This is a genomic window from Bradyrhizobium sp. Ses1, assembly GCF_059512365.1.
The window spans coordinates 44,795-59,670 of sequence record NZ_JCAMOQ010000023.1 but is presented as its reverse complement, the minus strand read 5'-3'; the positions used below and the strand labels follow the sequence as shown (position 1 = coordinate 59,670).

Genomic DNA, 14,876 nt, shown 5'->3' with positions numbered 1-14,876 from the left:
ACAGCGGATATGAGTTCGCATTCTCGCGGCATGATTTGCCCGAGCTTTGCGTCTCGTTTCACCCTCCTCGATATCAGAGGGCGCAGGGAAAGCCGGGTGCTGGTTGCACCCGTGGGTCCCGTGCAACAAAAAGCACGGGGTAGGACCACAGGTTCAACCGAAGCATTCCGGCTTTCCCTGCGCGATGGTGTTACGGCTTATTTCGCGCTCTCCCCGGTGACCGGGCTCTTTTGCCACCGTCACTTCACAAGAAGCTTAGCGCCAGCGTCGGGGCGCCAGGACCACACGACTTCGCCGTCCGCGTTACGCGCGCTCGTCAGTCGCACGCATCGCGTCCACCGCATCTCACCGCAACGTTCGTGACGATCGCGACCCGCCCCTCATCTGGGTGAGACGCGCGGAGTTAAATCACTGATTTGCCCGACGAGGCTGGGCAAGTATTCAATCAGCCTTGAACGGCGCAGAAATGCATTCGCCGTTGCGGGCGATTGCACGTAGAAAATTCCATCCTCATTGCCATGCGCGTCGCGCAAAGAAAGGACGTTCTACGAGGACGCGCCCGCGGCGAATACTTGCCCAGCCTCGTCGGGTTAAGCGATTTATTTTTCGCTGATAGTCTGGACAGACTTTTAGGTGATTTGCCCGTCGGGTTGATTTGTCGCACCCAAGGCATCCACATCATCATTGTGAGCGGAGCGAAGCAATCCATAGCGCCGCAAGCGGAAGAGTGGATTGCTTCGCTCCGCTCGCAATGACGGCGGTGATGTGGATACGCCTACGACCCCTTCGGATTGACTTCGGCGTAGTTGCCCTTGGCGTCCCACTTGTAGACGACGTAGTCGATGGCCTTGATGTCGCCCTTGGCGTCGAAGGCCATCTTGCCGAGCACGGTGTCCCACTCGCCGGCCTTGATCGCGTTCATCACCTTCTTCGGATCAGTGGAGCCGACCTTGGCGACCGCCTGTGACCACACCTGCATCGCGGCGTAGGTATAGAGCGTGTAGCCTTCGGGATCGATGTTCTTGGCCCTGAACTTCTCGACGATGGCTTTCGCGGTCGGCTTGTTGCGCGGATCGGGACCGAAGGTGAACAGCGTGCCTTCGGCGGCGGGGCCGGTGATCGAGGCGAACTCCTTGTCGTTCATGGCATCGCCCGCCATCAGCACCGTCTGCAGGCCCTGGTCGCGCATCTGGCGCAGGATCAGGCCGGCCTCCTGATGGTAGCCACCGACATAGACGAGATCGATGTTGTCGCGTTTGAGCCGCGAAACGATGGAGTTAAAATCCTTGTCGCCCTTGTTGTAGGACTCGAACATCTTCTCCTGGAAGCCGGCCTTGTTCAGCGCCTTCTTGGTCTCGTCCGCGAGGCCCTTGCCGTAGGTCGTCTTGTCGTTGAGGATCGCGACGTTCTTACCCTTGAAATTCTTCAGGATGTACTCGGCGGCGACCAGGCCCTGCTGGTCGTCGCGGCCGCAGACGCGCGCGACGTTCCAGAGCTTCCGTTCGGTGAACAGCGGGTTGGTAGAGGCCGGCGTGATCTGCAGTGTGTTGCCGTCGGCATAGGCTTCCGACGCCGGGATCGACGACGACGAGCAGAAGTGACCGGCGACGAAGGGGATCCGCGCGCTGGAGAGTTTTTCCGCGACCGAGCGCGCCTGCTTGGGATCGCAGGCATCGTCGCCGACCTCGAGCTTGAGCTTCTTGCCGAGCACGCCGCCCACGGCATTGAGATCGGAAACCGCCTGTTCGGCGCCGTTCTTCATCTGCCGGCCGAAAGCGGATTCGGAGCCCGTCATCGGGCCCGCCACTGCGATGGTGATATCCTGCGCGAATGCGCTCGCCGACAATGCGAGCGATGCGCCGAGTGCAAGGCCAATCAGCTTGAGTGATTTCATGTGGAGTCCCCGTGGTCATCGCTTAAGGGAAGCATCCGGCGCGCCGCCGGATACGAAACCGACGGCATTGTCGACTGAATTTGCCGTGAAGTCATCGGCATTTTTCAGGCAAATGCACGCTCCCTTCGCAGCATCTTGCCGCAGGATGGGTGCCGATCAGCTAGCCCCGCCGGCCGCCTTCCAGATAGGCAGCGCGGATCTCCGGCCGCTGCAACAACTCTCTGCCGGTTCCAGACAGCGTGATCAAGCCGTTGACCATGACGTAGCCGCGATGGGCAAGTTTCAGTGCGTGGTTGGCGTTCTGCTCGACGATCAGGACGGTCAGGCCATCCTGGCGGTTCAGGGTGCGGATCGCGTCGAAGATCTGGCGTGCGATCAGCGGCGCGAGGCCGAGCGAAGGCTCATCCAGCATCAACAGGCGCGGGCGGCTCATCAGCGCGCGGCCGATCGCCAGCATCTGCTGCTCGCCGCCGGAGAGCGTGCCGCCACGCTGGTTAACGCGTTCCTTGAGCCGGGGGAACAGCGTGAACACGCGTTCCAGCACGGCCGCGCGTTCCGCTTCGCTGCACTCGGTGACGTCAGCGCCCATCTGCAGGTTTTCCGCGACGCTCATGCGCGGAAAGATCCGGCGTCCCTCGGGCGACTGCGCGATCCTAAGCCGCGCGATCTCGTGCGTCGGCACGCCGGTGATGTCATCGCCGTCGAACTCGATCGCCCCGGCGCGGGCGCGCGGCTTGCCGAAGATCGTCATCATCAGCGTCGACTTGCCGGCGCCATTGGCCCCGATCAGCGCGACGATCTCGCCGGCATTGATCTCGAGATCGACGCCCTTGAGGGCTTCGATCTTGCCGTAGGCCGCGCGCAGGCCCCGGATTGCGAGGAGGGGAGAGGTTGAGGTCATAGGGCAACCTCGCAGCCGTCATGGCCGCGCTTGTCCCGGCCATCCACGCGCTTTCTCCGGCCTGTCGTCATTGCGAGCGAAGCGAAGCAATCCATCCCTCCGCGCGCCGCGGCATGGATTGCTTCGTCGCTTTCGCTCCTCGCAATGAACGAGGGCCGTCGGAACGTGGATGCCCGGGACAAGCCCGGGCATGACGGGGATAGAGCGTGGGCGATCACGTGCCGCTCTCCATGACGGCGATGGCTTCTTCCTCGTCGGCGCCGAGATAGGCGGCGATCACCTTGGGATCGTCGCGGACGGATTGTGGCGTGCCTTCGGCGATCTTGACGCCGTAATCCATCACCACGACGTGGTCGGAAATCTCCATCACCACGGACATGTCGTGCTCGATCAAGAGGATCGAGGTGCCCTGTTCGGTGCGGATCGAGAGCAAGAGCTCGCTCAAGGCGGCGCTCTCGCGCGCGTTCAGGCCGGCGGCGGGCTCGTCGAGGCAGAGCAGCGCGGGCTCGGTGCACATCGCGCGCGCGATCTCGAGCCGGCGCTGGTCGCCATAGGGAAGGTTGCCGGCGGCATCGTCGGCGCGGTCGAGCAGGCCGACGCGCACAAGCCAGGTGCGCGCCAGCTCGATCGCGCGTGCTTCGGCGCTGCGCCAGGATGGCGCGCCGATCAGGCCGAGGAAGGTCAGGCCGGAGGCGCGCATCAGCGCGTTGTGCTGCGCCACCATCAGATTCTCCAGCGCCGTCATGCCGGGGAACAGGCGGATGTTCTGGAAGGTGCGCGCCACGCGCGCCTGCTTGGAGATGCGGAAATCGTTCAGACGTTCGAGCTGGATCGTCTTGCCGTCGTCATGGGTCAGCGCGATCGAGCCGCCGCTCGGCCTGTAGAAGCCAGTGATGCAGTTGAAGACGGTGGTCTTGCCGGCGCCGTTCGGGCCGATCAACGCGGTGATCTTGCGCCGTCCGGCATCGAAGGAGAGATCGTTCACGGCAACGATGCCGCCGAACCGCATCGACAGGCCATTGACGGAGAGGATGGTCTCACCGCTCATCCGTGTCCCTCCTTGACGAGGTCGGAGGAGATCGCCTGGTTGCGCTCGAGATAGACGGTCGGGGCGCGATGACCGATCAGTCCGCGCGGCCGCCAGATCATGAGCAGCACCATCGCCATCCCGAACACCAGCATGCGGTACTGGTCAAGGCCGCGGAACAGTTCGAAGCCGCCGATCATCGCCAGCGCAGCCAGCGCGACGCCGAGCTGCGAGCCCATGCCGCCGAGCACGACGATGGCGAGCACCAGCGCCGATTCCTGGAAGGTGAAGGATTCCGGGCTGATGAAGCCCTGGCGCGTCGCGAAGAACGCGCCGGCAAAGCCGCCGAACATCGCGCCGGTGGCAAAGGCCGTGAGTTTGGTCGTGGTGGTGTTGATGCCGAGCGCGCGGCAGGCGACCTCGTCCTCGCGCAGCGCCTCCCAGGCGCGGCCGATCGGCAGGCGGCGAAGGCGGATCGTGACCCAGTTGGTCAGCAGCGCCATTGCCAGGATCAAATAGAACAGGAATACGATGCGGTGCGTCGGCGAGAACTCGATGCCGAGCCGCGCCGCCAGCCCGTCCTCGCCCGGCGAGAGCGGAATGCCGAACAAGGTCGGCCGCGGGATGCCGGAGACGCCGTTCGGGCCGCCGGTCAGGCTCTGCCAGTTGATGATGACGAGGCGGATGATCTCGCCGAACGCCAGTGTCACGATCGCGAGATAGTCGCCGCGCAATCTGAGTACGGGAAAGCCGAGCAGCACGCCCCAGAACGCGGCGAGGATGCCGGCGAGCGGCAGGCAGACCCAGAACGACAGTCCGAAATTGGTGGCGAGCAGCGCGTAGGAATAGGCACCGACGGCGTAGAAGGCGACATAGCCGAGATCGAGCAGGCCGGCGAGGCCGACGACCACGTTCAGTCCCCAACCGAGCATCACATAGGTGAGCACGAGGATCGCGAGATCGAGGATGTAGCGCTGATCATAGAAGATCACCGGCACCAGGAAGGTGAAGATCAGCAGCGCCGGCGCGATCAGGCGTCCGGCGAGCGACAGCGCATTTTGTACCGCCGGCGGAACGACGCGGACCTTGTCGGCGGGACCCCACCATTGCCGCAGCAGCTCGATGACGATGCTCCCGCCGAACACGGCGGCGACGATGGCGGCGAGATCGCCGAACCGCGTCCAGTAGATCAGCCCGCCTTGCGGGCCGGCCTCGGTGCGGACGCCGATCATCAGCGAGAACAGCACCAGCGCGACCAGGGCACTGATGGTGGCTTTCTTGAGGATGAAGGCGGCGCCGCTCGCGCGCGACGCCGGCTTCTTCTCGAGCGCTGACGTGGTCACGCGGCCGCCCGTCAGACTTTTTCGACTTCAGGCCGGCCGAGCAGGCCGGTCGGAAGGAAGATCAGAACCACGATCAGGATGGAGAAGGCGGCGACGTCCTTGTACTCGACCGAGAAATAGGCCGACCAGAATGTCTCGATCAGCCCGATCGCCAATCCTCCCAGCATCGCGCCGGGCAGCGAGCCGATGCCGCCGAGGACCGCGGCGGTGAACGCCTTGATGCCGGCGACGAAGCCCATGAAGAAATCGACCAGGCCATAGTAGAGCAGGTACATCATGCCGGCGACGGCGGCGAGTGCGGCGCCGATCACGAAGGTCATGGAGATGGTGCGGTCGACGTCGACGCCGAGCAGCGCCGCCATGGTCTGGTCCTGCTCGCAGGCGCGCATGTCGCGCCCGAGCCGCGTGCGCGACACCAGCCAGGTGAACAGCGCCAGCAGCACCACGGTGGCGAGCACGACGATGATCTGGATGTTGGAGAGCTGCACCACGAAGCCGCTTTCACCCTCATGCAGCGTGTAGCCGCCGGTGATGATCGGCGGCACCGGCTTCACGCGCGCGCCTTGCGCGACTTGCGAGAAATTCGTCAGCACGAAGGACATGCCGATGGCTGAGAGCATCGGCGCCAGGCGGAACGAATGCCGCAGCGGCCGGTAGGCGATACGCTCCACCGTCCAGCCATAGAGCGCGGTGATCGCCATCGACACCAGGAGCACGATGAACAGCACCAGCGGGATCGCGGTGAGGCCGAGCGAGACCAGCACCAAAAAGGAGATCAGCGCGATGAAACCGCCGATCATGAAGATGTCGCCATGGGCGAAATTGATCATGCCGACGATGCCATAGACCATGGTGTAGCCGATCGCGATCAGCCCATAGATCGAGCCGAGCACGAGGCCGTTGATGAGTTGCTGGGCGAAATAATCCATGCGCTGCCGCTTGTGAGAGAGCGACGCGGCGAGGGCTCCCGGCAGCCTTGTCCGACGCGTCGTATCATTTTCTAACAGTGGAACCCCTTGGGCGGCAACAGCGCTAGCTGCGGCATCAAGGGCTTGTACAGAGGTAGTTTTACCGGCGGTTCCCGATCCAGCATTTGCCTCACCGTGACGTGACGGTTCCCACCGAAACGGCGTCCTGGTTCCCGCGTTGGCCCGTGCCTGGTTCGAAGGGACCAGGTCCAACCAGGGAGTTTGTGAATGGCCAGTCAGAACCAGAACCCGGGTCAGCAGAATCAAAATCCGGGCCAGAAGCCCGGCCAGCAGCAGGGCGGCGGCAGCAAGCCCGGCCAGCAGCAGCAAGACCCGAACCGTCAGGGCCAGAAACCTGGCCAACCCCAGGATCCGGGTCAGGTGCGCTAGTTTCCCGTCCAAGCGAGAGCAAAAGGGAAGTCCTGCCGAAAGGCGGGACTTTCTTTTGGACGCCGTCCACAGCGGACCGCCCCAATTAAGGTTAATAAAGGGTTTAGATTGCCGCTTCAGTTCCAACGAAGTTACCTCGCGACATACCCGCCATCGCGGCGTCGGGCGAGCGGAACAGCAGGGAGCGGCAGATGTCGACGAACTGGCGGATCAGCTCATTCAGCGGCGCGCTGCTTGCGGCCTATTTCATCCCGACGTGGGCGAGCATCGCCTTCCAGATCATGGCCTCGCCGGTCCGCGGTCTCTATGAAAGGCCGAGCGTGTCGATCGGGTTCTTCATCAGCGATCATCTGCATCTGTCGGGCATCGCGAGCGTGCGTATCGCCTGGCTGCTGGCGCTGGTGCGGATCACTACAGTTGCCTTTTTCACGCTGTATCTGGTGCTGCTTTCGCTTCGCTCGGTGCGCGAGCGCGGCGGCGGCGATGAGACGCTCGGTATGGCGCTCGTGCTCGGCAGCGTGCTCAGCTTCGTCAGCATGCTGGCGGCGTCCGTGGCCGGCGAAGCCGAGGCGCTGCGGCTGCATGCGACCGAACTGTTGATGCTGGTAGGCATCGGCATTGTGCTGGTGGTCGAGGGCGCCGCGCCGCGGCTGGCCGAGGTGCGCGACCAAGCCGATACCAGCGTGGCCGCCGGCAAATTATCCCTTCAACAGCCCTAGCTCGGCGATAATCGCCGAGGCTTCCTTCACCGCATGGTTGGCGGCGGGGACGCCGCAATAGATCGCCTGCTGCAGCAGGATCTCCTTGATATCGTCAGGCGAAAAGCCGCCTTCGGTGAGGGCGGCACGCACATGCAGACGGAATTCGTCCCACTGCCCGAGCGCGACCATGGTGCCGATCACCAGTACCCGCCGCGTGCGATGATCGAAATGCGGCCGCGTCCAGATATCGCCCCAGGCATAGCGCGTGATCAGGTCCTGGAAGTCGGTGTTGAAAGCGTTGCGATTGGCAATCGATTTATCGACCCATTCATTGCCGAGCACTTTGCGGCGCTGGGTCATGCCCTCGTCGCGGCGCTTGTCGTCGTCCATGATGCCTCTCCTTGCTCGGGCGTCTCTTCACCTCTCCCCGGCGGGGAGAGGTCGGTTTGCGCTGACGATGCGAAGCATCGTCAGCGCAAACCGGGTGAGGGGACTCAGGTGCCCATGAAGGACCGTAACCCCTCACCCGCGCCTTCGGCGCGACCTCTCCCGATGGGAGAGGTGGTGCAGAGTGCGCTGCACTAGCGTTGCGTCAGGAAGCCGACCACGGCGTCCGTGAAGGCGTGCGACTGCTCGACGTTGGAAATATGCGCGGCATCGAGGATCGTCATGCTGGCACCCGGGATGCGGCTGCGGATGAATTCCCCAGCCGAGATCGGCGTTGCCATATCGTGACGGCCGGCGATCACCAGCGTCGGGCTCTTGATCTTCGGGAGCAGCTCGCGCTGGTCGAGCGTGCTCAAGGCTTCGCAGCAGGCGATGTAACCCTCCGCTGGCGAGGCCAATAGCATCGCCTTCATCCGGGCTGCGATCTGCGGCTCGCGCTCGCGGAAATCCGCCGTCAGCCAGCCCGCGATCACGGTGTCGGCGACCGCGGCGAGGCCGCCTTCCTTCACCGCCTTGATGCGATTGTGCCAGTTGGTCGGGTCCGGGTAGTAGCAGGCGGTGTTGGAGAGGATGATCTTGCCGAAGCGTTCGGGCGCGTTGGCCCCCAGCCATTGCCCGACCATGCCGCCCATCGACAGGCCGCACCAATGCGTCTTTTCGATATTGAGGTCGTCGAGGATCGCCAGCACGTCGCGGCCGAAACGCTCCATCGAATAGGGGCCGGGAGGGACCTGCGACTTGCCATGGCCGCGCCGGTCGTAGCGGATGACGCGGAACACCTGCGTCAGCGCCTTCATCTGCGGTTCCCACATCTGCAACGTGCAGCCCAGCGAATTCGACAGCATCAGCGTCGGTCCGCCGTCGCGGCCTTCGACCTGGACGTTGAGTAGGCATCCGTCGGCGTCGATCATCGGCATGGTCTGCGTTCCCTCGTTTCTTTCCTGTCATTCCGGGGCGATGCGATAGCATCGAGCCCGGAATCCATTTCACCACCCGGGTATGTGGCCCGATGGATTCCGGGTTCGCGCTCTGCGCGCCCCGGAATGACAGCGGAGGTCTTACGACAAATCCTCAAGCGAGGCGAGCAGGCGGTCGATCAGCGCCTGCGAGGCGCCCTGATAGGACATTGGCTCGAACAGGTTTTCGATCCGGTCCGCGGCGAGTTGCGCAGTGATCCGTGGATCGGACTTCAACACGTCGCGCAAGTGTTTCTGCTCGGCCACGGCCTTCTTGCTGGCGGCTTCGATCAGATGATGCGCCTCGCTCTTGCCGAGCTTCTCGGCGAGCGCCATCGACACCGCTTCGGCCATGATCAGCCCACGGGTGGCATCGAGGTTGACGCGCATGCGCGCAGCGTCGACTTCCAGGCCCTCGGCGATGTCGACGATGGCGGCGAGCGCGCCTGATGTGACCAGCATCAGCGTCGGCAAGGTCGGCCATTCTGCATGCCACGGCCCTGCGCTGCGCTCGTGGTCCTGGACCTGCGCGGCAAGGATCGTCGCGGCGAGATTGGGGGCCATGGTGGCGGCGGCGAGCGCGGTTGCGGCGGCGACGGGATTGCGCTTGTGCGGCATGGTGGAGGAGCCGCCGCGGCCTTCGCCCGATGGCTCGAACGCCTCGGCGACGTCGGTCTGCATCATCAAGGAGACGTCGCGGGCGATCTTGCCGCAGCTTCCGCAGACGATGGCAAAGGCGGAGGCGATGTCCGCGATGCGGTCGCGGTGGGTGTGCCAGGGCGCCTCCGGCAGCGGCAGGCCAAGCTCCTGCGCCAGTTTTTCCGCCACCGCCATGCCTTTGTCGCCGAGCGCAGCCAGCGTGCCGGCCGCGCCGCCGAATTGCAGCGCCAGTGCCTCGCGGTGCAGCCGCTGCAGGCGCCTCCGCGAGCGGTGCAGGCTTGCGGCATATTCGGCGAGCTTGAGGCCGAACGGCATCGGCAGCGCATGCTGCAGCCAGGTGCGCGCAACCACCGCGGTGTCGCGATGCTCGCGGGCGAGTTTGGCAAAGCCTGTGATGGCGCGGTCGAGTTCGGCGAGCAACACATCGATGCCGGCGCGCAGGGTGAGCATCGTCGCGGTGTCGATGACGTCCTGGCTGGTCGCGCCCCAATGCACATAGCGCGCGGCCTCCTTGCTGGCCTTGGCCGCCTCGGCGGTGAGCGCCTTGACCAGCGGGATCGCGAGGTTGCCCGACCGAACGGCGGCTTCCGCGAGCGCCGCGCGGTCGAATGATTCGGCCTTGCACGCCGCGCCGATCGGGCCGGCCGCGGCATTCGGAATCACGCCGACCGCTGCTTCGGCGCGCGCCAGCGCTGCCTCGAAATCAAGCATATTCTGCAAGCAAGCGGCATCGTCGCACACCGCGCGCATCGCGGCGCTTGACAGCATCGGTGCCAGCAGAGGGGAAAGGGATGTGCTCATCGCGCGCGACCTAATCATTCCCGGCTGCCGCTGCCAATGGCCCTTCTTGATCGAGCCCGGCGCCATCACAAGGGGCGGTCTCCGTTTTGCTGCGCTGCGAATATGCATCGCTCGTGGTCGGATGCCGGTCTTTCCTTTGTGGCCGCCGTGCTTTACTTGGGTGTTGGTTCGATGCGATCGGGGAGGCTCTCATGGCAATGACAATGACCGGCGAAGTCCAGCTTGCGGCGTCGCGCGAGGCCGTGTGGGCCAAGCTCAACGATCCCGAGGTGCTGAAGGTCTGCATCCCCGGCTGCGAGGAATTGGAGAGGACCGAGGACAACGGCTTTCGCGCCGTTGCCAAGATGAAGGTCGGCCCGGTCTCGGCACGCTTCAAAGGCAAGGTCATGCTGTCCGATCTCGATCCGCCCAACGGCTACAAGATCTCGGGCGAAGGCGAGGGCGGGGTTGCCGGATTCGCCAAGGGCGGCGCGACGGTCGCGCTTGCCGAGAAGGATGGCGGCACACTCTTGAGTTACAACGTCGAGGCGCAGATCGGCGGCAAGCTCGCCCAGCTCGGCCAGCGCCTGATCAACGGCGCGGCCAAGAAACTGGCCGATGAATTCTTCGCGAATTTCGCCAAGGCCGTGCAAGGCTGAGTCAAATAAATAAAGACTAGTGGCGCCGCACAACGGCGCCAGAACGGCACGACGTCATCCGGCCATGCGAGGGGCGAGGTTGCCCATTGCGGTGATGGCCCATATTATGGCTTTTGGAACGGTTATAAACGCCTGTTCTGTCGATATGCGGCAGAGCAGATCAAGAGAGTGCTGATGGCCAAGATTTCCCTGATCGTGAACGGCAATCCCGTCACCGCTAACGTCGATCCCCGTACCCTTCTCGTTCAATTCCTGCGTGAAAACCTGCGGTTGACCGGGACCCATGTCGGTTGCGACACCTCGCAATGCGGCGCCTGCGTCGTGCATCTCGACGGCAAGGCCGTGAAGTCGTGCACCACGCTTGCGGTGATGGCCGACGGCCATGAGGTCAAGACCATCGAGGGACTGGCGCCGGATGGCGGGCCGCTGCATCCGATGCAGGAAGCGTTCCGCGAGAATCATGGCCTGCAGTGCGGCTTCTGCACGCCCGGCATGATCATGACCGCGGTCGACATGGTGCACCGCAAGGGAAACGAGCTTTCCGACGAGGTGATCCGCGAAGAGCTCGAAGGCAATCTGTGCCGCTGCACCGGCTATCAGAACATCGTCGCCTCGATCGCCGCCGGCGCCAAGGCGATGGCGAAGTCCGATCTCGCTTGAACCTCAGCGCATTGCATCGCGATCGCTGTTGAAAATTCCGGGGCATTCCAATGTATGAATTCAAGTATCATCGTCCGGCGACCGTGCGACAGGCCGCCAATCTGCTGGTGAAGAACGAGGATGCCAAGCTGATCGCCGGCGGCCACACGCTGGTGCCGGTGATGAAGCAGCGGCTCGCGAGCCCGCCGCATCTGGTCGACCTCTCCCATGTCGAAGGCCTCGACACCATCGAGATGAAAGGCCGCGCGCTTGCGATCGGCGCCACCGCCAAGCATGCCGACGTCGCCAGCTCCGCCGTCGTCGGCGAGGCGATCCCGGCGCTCGCCGACCTCGCGGGAGGGATCGGCGATCCCGCCGTGCGCCATCGCGGCACCATCGGCGGCTCGCTGGCGAACAACGACCCGACCGCGGACTATCCGGCCGCCGTGCTGGCGCTGGGCGCGACCATCGTCACCAACAAGCGGCGGCTCAAGGCCGAGGAGTTCTTCCAGGGCCTGTTCTCGACCGCGCTCGAGGCCGACGAGATCATCACCAAGGTGCAGTTTCCGGTTCCGAAGAAGGCGGCTTACGTCAAGTTCCGTAACCAGGCCTCGCGCTATGCGCTGGTCGGCGTGTTCGTGGCACGGCGTCCGTCGGACGTCCGCGTTGCCGTGACCGGCGCCGGCTCGGACGGCGTGTTCCGCGTCACCGCTTTCGAGGAGGCCCTGCAGAAGCGCTTCTCGCCCAAGGTGCTGGAGGGGATCAACGTATCCCCGGAAGGGCTGAACAGCGACCTGCATGGCAGTGCCGAATATCGCGCGCATTTGATCGGGGTGCTGGCGCGCCGGGCGGTCGAAGCTGCTAACGCTAAAGCGTGATAGTGCAGGCTGCTTTGGCTCCAACACCGGCTTTCCCATGACCGCATCGACGCTCCCGAAATCAGTCGATGCGCTGCTCGAGCTCCTGACCTCGCGCGGCTATCTCGCCGAGCGGTCGCTCGCGACCGTGACCTATCTTGCGCTGCGCATGGGCCGGCCGTTGTTCCTGGAAGGCGAGGCCGGCGTCGGCAAGACCGAGATCGCCAAGGTGCTGTCTTCAGCGCTCGGGCGGAAGCTGATCCGCCTGCAATGCTATGAGGGCCTCGACGTCGCCTCCGCGGTCTACGAGTGGAGCAGCGCGGCGCAGATGATCGCGATCCGCCTCGCGGAAGCCTCCGGCGACACTGACCGCGACCAGCTCGCGAGCGACATCTTCGCCGAGCGTTTCCTGATCAAGCGGCCGCTGCTGCAGGCGCTGGAGCCTGACGTCGCCGGCCCGCCGGTGCTCCTGATCGACGAGCTCGACCGCGCGGACGAGGCGTTCGAGGCCTATCTTCTGGAGATCCTGTCGGACTTCCAGGTGACGATCCCCGAGCTCGGCACGGTGAAGGCGCCGGCGGCGCCGATCGTGATCATCACCTCCAACCGCACCCGCGAGATCCACGACGCGCTGAAGCGGCGCTGTCTCTATCACTGGGTCGACTATCCCACAGCCGAGCGCGAGCTCGCGATCGTCAAGTCGCGGGTGCCGAATATTTCGGCCAAGCTGTCGCAGCAGGTGGTCCGCTTCGTGCAGGCGCTGCGCAACCAGGATTTCTACAAGTCGCCCGGCGTCGCCGAGACCATCGACTGGGCCACCGCGCTCTCGGAGCTGGATGCCCGCTCGCTGACGCCGCAAGTGGTCGGCGAGACCCTCGGTGCGCTCCTGAAGTACCAGGATGACATCGCGCGCATGCAGGGCGATACGCTGCAGAAGGTTTTGAAGGAAGCGACGAGCGAGACGTAGCTGCTCGCGCGTCATACACGACAGTCGTCATTCCGGGGCGCGCGCAGCGCGAGCCCGGAATCCATTTCGCCACCTGTTCTGCGGTAGGATGGATTCCGGGCTCGCGACTTCGTCGCGCCCCGGAATGACGGTGAGGTGAGGATAGATGCCCATCAACCACCTTGCGCCGCCGACCGGGCACATGGCCGACAATGTCGTCGGCTTTGCCCGCGCGCTGCGGGCGGCCGGGTTGCCGGTCGGGCCGGGCTCGGTGATCGACGCGCTCAATGCGCTGCAGCTCATCGAAGTCGGCAACCGCGCCGATTTCTACGCCACGCTGGAAGCGATCTTCGTCAAGCGCCATGAGCATGCGCTGATCTTTGCCCAGGCCTTCGACCTGTTCTTCCGCGCCGCCGAGGAGTGGAAGAGCATGCTGGACTCGGTGCCGCTGCCCGACCACGCCAAGAAGAAGCCGCCGCCGGCCTCGCGCCGCGTGCAGGAAGCGCTGTCGCAGCCCGCGAGCCGCGAGGAGCGGCCGCAGGAGCAGGCGCAGGAACTCGAGCTCTCGGTCTCCGACCGCGAGATCTTGCAGAAGAAAGACTTTGCGCAGATGAGCGCGGCCGAGATCGCCGAGGTCACCCGCGCCATCGCCAAGATGAGCTTGCCGCAGGCCGAGCTGGAGACGCGCCGCTACCGGCCGGACGCCCGCGGCCTCCGGCTCGATATGCGCCGCACCATCCGCAATTCCTTGCGCACCGGCGGCGAGATCGTCGACATCCGCAAGCTCGGCCGAATCGACAAGCCGGCGCCGATCGTGGCGCTGCTCGATATCTCGGGATCGATGAGCGAATATACCCGCCTGTTCCTGCACTTCCTGCATGCCATCACCGATGCCCGCAAGCGCGTCTCGGTGTTCCTGTTCGGCACCCGCCTGACCAACGTGACGCGGGCGCTGCGGCAGCGCGATCCCGACGAGGCGCTGGCAAGCTGCTCCTCGAGCGTCGAGGACTGGGCCGGCGGCACAAGGATCGCGACCTCGCTGCACACCTTCAACAAGCTGTGGGCTCGCCGGGTGCTGGGGCAGGGCGCGATCGTGCTGCTGATCTCCGACGGGCTGGAGCGCGAGGCGGACGCCAAGCTTGCCTTCGAGATGGACCGGCTGCATCGTTCCTGCCGCCGCCTGATCTGGCTCAACCCGCTGCTGCGCTACAGCGCCTTCGAGCCCAAGGCGCAGGGCATCAAAATGATGCTGCCCCACGTTGACGAATTCCGCCCGGTGCATAACTTGAGTTCCATCCAGGGGCTGATCGCGGCGCTGTCGGCCCCGCCGCCGCCTCATCATCGCAGCCTGATCCGCTCCGTAGCTTGAAGAGGGTTCTCAAATGCTCAATCGCGACGAAGACATCCTGAAGGCGGCTGAGGACTGGCAGAACGCCGGCCATGGGGTGGCGCTGGCCACCGTGGTGGAGACCTGGGGCTCGGCGCCGCGTCCGGCTGGATCGAGCCTCGTCATCAACGACGAGGGTACGTTCCTGGGTTCGGTCTCGGGCGGCTGCGTCGAAGGCGCCGTGGTGACTGAGGCACTCGACGTGATCTCGAGCGGCCAGCCGAGGATGCTCGAATTCGGCGTGGCTGACGAGACCGCCTGGAATGTCGGCCTGTCCTGCGGTGGCACCATCCGCGTCTTCGTCGAGAAGGTGGGCTAGCC

16 protein-coding genes are annotated in these 14,876 nt (G+C 64.7%); 8 read left to right on the top strand and 8 right to left on the bottom strand.

Translation table 11 applies throughout. The annotated features are described in order from the left end of the window. Positions 1-775: 775 nt before the first annotated feature. From AC5ZG5_RS24760 to AC5ZG5_RS24740, 5 genes are all read right to left on the bottom strand, one after another. Complete coding sequence (locus AC5ZG5_RS24760; RefSeq protein WP_456644438.1) at positions 776-1,894, bottom strand: branched-chain amino acid ABC transporter substrate-binding protein; 1,119 nt, start codon at positions 1,892-1,894, stop codon at positions 776-778. Between the two features lie 160 nt (positions 1,895-2,054). After that, positions 2,055-2,795 (bottom strand): ABC transporter ATP-binding protein, encoded by a 741-nt coding sequence (locus AC5ZG5_RS24755; RefSeq protein ID WP_456644437.1) that lies wholly within the window; start codon positions 2,793-2,795, stop codon positions 2,055-2,057. 214 nt (positions 2,796-3,009) lie between these two features. Beyond that, complete coding sequence (locus tag AC5ZG5_RS24750) at positions 3,010-3,843, bottom strand: ABC transporter ATP-binding protein (protein WP_456644436.1); 834 nt, start codon at positions 3,841-3,843, stop codon at positions 3,010-3,012. Then, positions 3,840-5,165 (bottom strand): high-affinity branched-chain amino acid ABC transporter permease LivM, encoded by a 1,326-nt coding sequence (gene livM, locus AC5ZG5_RS24745; RefSeq protein ID WP_130229673.1) that lies wholly within the window; start codon positions 5,163-5,165, stop codon positions 3,840-3,842. The genes AC5ZG5_RS24750 and livM overlap by 4 nt, the downstream gene beginning before the upstream one ends. 11 nt (positions 5,166-5,176) lie before the next feature. After that, a complete protein-coding gene (locus AC5ZG5_RS24740; RefSeq protein WP_028166346.1) occupies positions 5,177-6,094 on the bottom strand; it encodes an ABC transporter permease subunit in 918 nt (305 codons plus the stop codon). A gap of 267 nt (positions 6,095-6,361) precedes the next feature. On the opposite strand from AC5ZG5_RS24740, the gene AC5ZG5_RS24735 reads away from it, so the two are divergent. Both AC5ZG5_RS24735 and AC5ZG5_RS24730 read left to right on the top strand, forming a co-directional pair. Then, positions 6,362-6,523, top strand: coding sequence for a hypothetical protein (locus tag AC5ZG5_RS24735; RefSeq protein WP_165435551.1), 162 nt, complete (start codon positions 6,362-6,364; stop codon positions 6,521-6,523). Between the two features lie 191 nt (positions 6,524-6,714). Then, on the top strand, positions 6,715-7,242 hold the full coding sequence (locus AC5ZG5_RS24730; RefSeq protein WP_456644435.1) for a hypothetical protein: 528 nt from the start codon (positions 6,715-6,717) through the stop codon (positions 7,240-7,242). Here the strand turns inward: AC5ZG5_RS24730 and AC5ZG5_RS24725 are convergent. From AC5ZG5_RS24725 to AC5ZG5_RS24715, 3 genes are all read right to left on the bottom strand, one after another. Continuing rightward, positions 7,222-7,614, bottom strand: coding sequence for a carboxymuconolactone decarboxylase family protein (locus tag AC5ZG5_RS24725; RefSeq protein ID WP_456644434.1), 393 nt, complete (start codon positions 7,612-7,614; stop codon positions 7,222-7,224). The genes AC5ZG5_RS24730 and AC5ZG5_RS24725 overlap by 21 nt on opposite strands. Before the next feature lie 191 nt (positions 7,615-7,805). Beyond that, positions 7,806-8,588, bottom strand: a complete 783-nt coding sequence (pcaD, locus tag AC5ZG5_RS24720) for a 3-oxoadipate enol-lactonase (protein ID WP_028166343.1) — start codon at positions 8,586-8,588, stop codon at positions 7,806-7,808. 141 nt (positions 8,589-8,729) lie between these two features. Beyond that, the gene (locus AC5ZG5_RS24715) at positions 8,730-10,088 is read right to left on the bottom strand and encodes a 3-carboxy-cis,cis-muconate cycloisomerase (RefSeq protein ID WP_456644433.1); all 1,359 of its coding nucleotides are present in this window, start codon (positions 10,086-10,088) and stop codon (positions 8,730-8,732) included. A gap of 191 nt (positions 10,089-10,279) precedes the next feature. Between AC5ZG5_RS24715 and AC5ZG5_RS24710 the strand changes: the two genes are divergently transcribed. From AC5ZG5_RS24710 to AC5ZG5_RS24685, 6 genes are all read left to right on the top strand, one after another. Further along, on the top strand, positions 10,280-10,726 hold the full coding sequence (locus AC5ZG5_RS24710; protein ID WP_028166341.1) for an SRPBCC family protein: 447 nt from the start codon (positions 10,280-10,282) through the stop codon (positions 10,724-10,726). A 174-nt stretch (positions 10,727-10,900) separates the two neighbouring features. Then, the gene (locus AC5ZG5_RS24705; protein ID WP_028166340.1) at positions 10,901-11,386 is read left to right on the top strand and encodes a (2Fe-2S)-binding protein; all 486 of its coding nucleotides are present in this window, start codon (positions 10,901-10,903) and stop codon (positions 11,384-11,386) included. A 50-nt stretch (positions 11,387-11,436) separates the two neighbouring features. Next, complete coding sequence (locus tag AC5ZG5_RS24700; RefSeq protein ID WP_456644432.1) at positions 11,437-12,243, top strand: FAD binding domain-containing protein; 807 nt, start codon at positions 11,437-11,439, stop codon at positions 12,241-12,243. A 37-nt stretch (positions 12,244-12,280) separates the two neighbouring features. Further along, positions 12,281-13,189: an AAA family ATPase gene (locus AC5ZG5_RS24695; protein WP_130229678.1), complete on the top strand. Its 909-nt coding sequence runs from the start codon at positions 12,281-12,283 to the stop codon at positions 13,187-13,189. A gap of 145 nt (positions 13,190-13,334) precedes the next feature. Then, complete coding sequence (locus AC5ZG5_RS24690; RefSeq protein ID WP_456644431.1) at positions 13,335-14,537, top strand: vWA domain-containing protein; 1,203 nt, start codon at positions 13,335-13,337, stop codon at positions 14,535-14,537. A 13-nt stretch (positions 14,538-14,550) separates the two neighbouring features. Beyond that, the gene (locus AC5ZG5_RS24685) at positions 14,551-14,874 is read left to right on the top strand and encodes an XdhC family protein (RefSeq protein ID WP_456644430.1); all 324 of its coding nucleotides are present in this window, start codon (positions 14,551-14,553) and stop codon (positions 14,872-14,874) included. The last annotated feature ends 2 nt before the right edge of the window (positions 14,875-14,876 follow it).

Coding starts and splice junctions, on each gene's coding strand:
- AC5ZG5_RS24725 (WP_456644434.1), bottom strand. CDS start 7,614: ATGGACGACGACAAGCGCCGCGACGAGGGCATGACCCAGCGCCGCAAA.
- pcaD (WP_028166343.1), bottom strand. CDS start 8,588: ATGCCGATGATCGACGCCGACGGATGCCTACTCAACGTCCAGGTCGAA.
- AC5ZG5_RS24740 (WP_028166346.1), bottom strand. CDS start 6,094: ATGGATTATTTCGCCCAGCAACTCATCAACGGCCTCGTGCTCGGCTCG.
- AC5ZG5_RS24705 (WP_028166340.1), top strand. CDS start 10,901: ATGGCCAAGATTTCCCTGATCGTGAACGGCAATCCCGTCACCGCTAAC.
- AC5ZG5_RS24700 (WP_456644432.1), top strand. CDS start 11,437: ATGTATGAATTCAAGTATCATCGTCCGGCGACCGTGCGACAGGCCGCC.
- AC5ZG5_RS24710 (WP_028166341.1), top strand. CDS start 10,280: ATGGCAATGACAATGACCGGCGAAGTCCAGCTTGCGGCGTCGCGCGAG.
- AC5ZG5_RS24715 (WP_456644433.1), bottom strand. CDS start 10,088: ATGAGCACATCCCTTTCCCCTCTGCTGGCACCGATGCTGTCAAGCGCC.
- AC5ZG5_RS24685 (WP_456644430.1), top strand. CDS start 14,551: ATGCTCAATCGCGACGAAGACATCCTGAAGGCGGCTGAGGACTGGCAG.
- AC5ZG5_RS24760 (WP_456644438.1), bottom strand. CDS start 1,894: ATGAAATCACTCAAGCTGATTGGCCTTGCACTCGGCGCATCGCTCGCA.
- AC5ZG5_RS24730 (WP_456644435.1), top strand. CDS start 6,715: ATGTCGACGAACTGGCGGATCAGCTCATTCAGCGGCGCGCTGCTTGCG.
- AC5ZG5_RS24695 (WP_130229678.1), top strand. CDS start 12,281: ATGACCGCATCGACGCTCCCGAAATCAGTCGATGCGCTGCTCGAGCTC.
- AC5ZG5_RS24755 (WP_456644437.1), bottom strand. CDS start 2,795: ATGACCTCAACCTCTCCCCTCCTCGCAATCCGGGGCCTGCGCGCGGCC.
- AC5ZG5_RS24750 (WP_456644436.1), bottom strand. CDS start 3,843: ATGAGCGGTGAGACCATCCTCTCCGTCAATGGCCTGTCGATGCGGTTC.
- AC5ZG5_RS24735 (WP_165435551.1), top strand. CDS start 6,362: ATGGCCAGTCAGAACCAGAACCCGGGTCAGCAGAATCAAAATCCGGGC.
- AC5ZG5_RS24690 (WP_456644431.1), top strand. CDS start 13,335: ATGCCCATCAACCACCTTGCGCCGCCGACCGGGCACATGGCCGACAAT.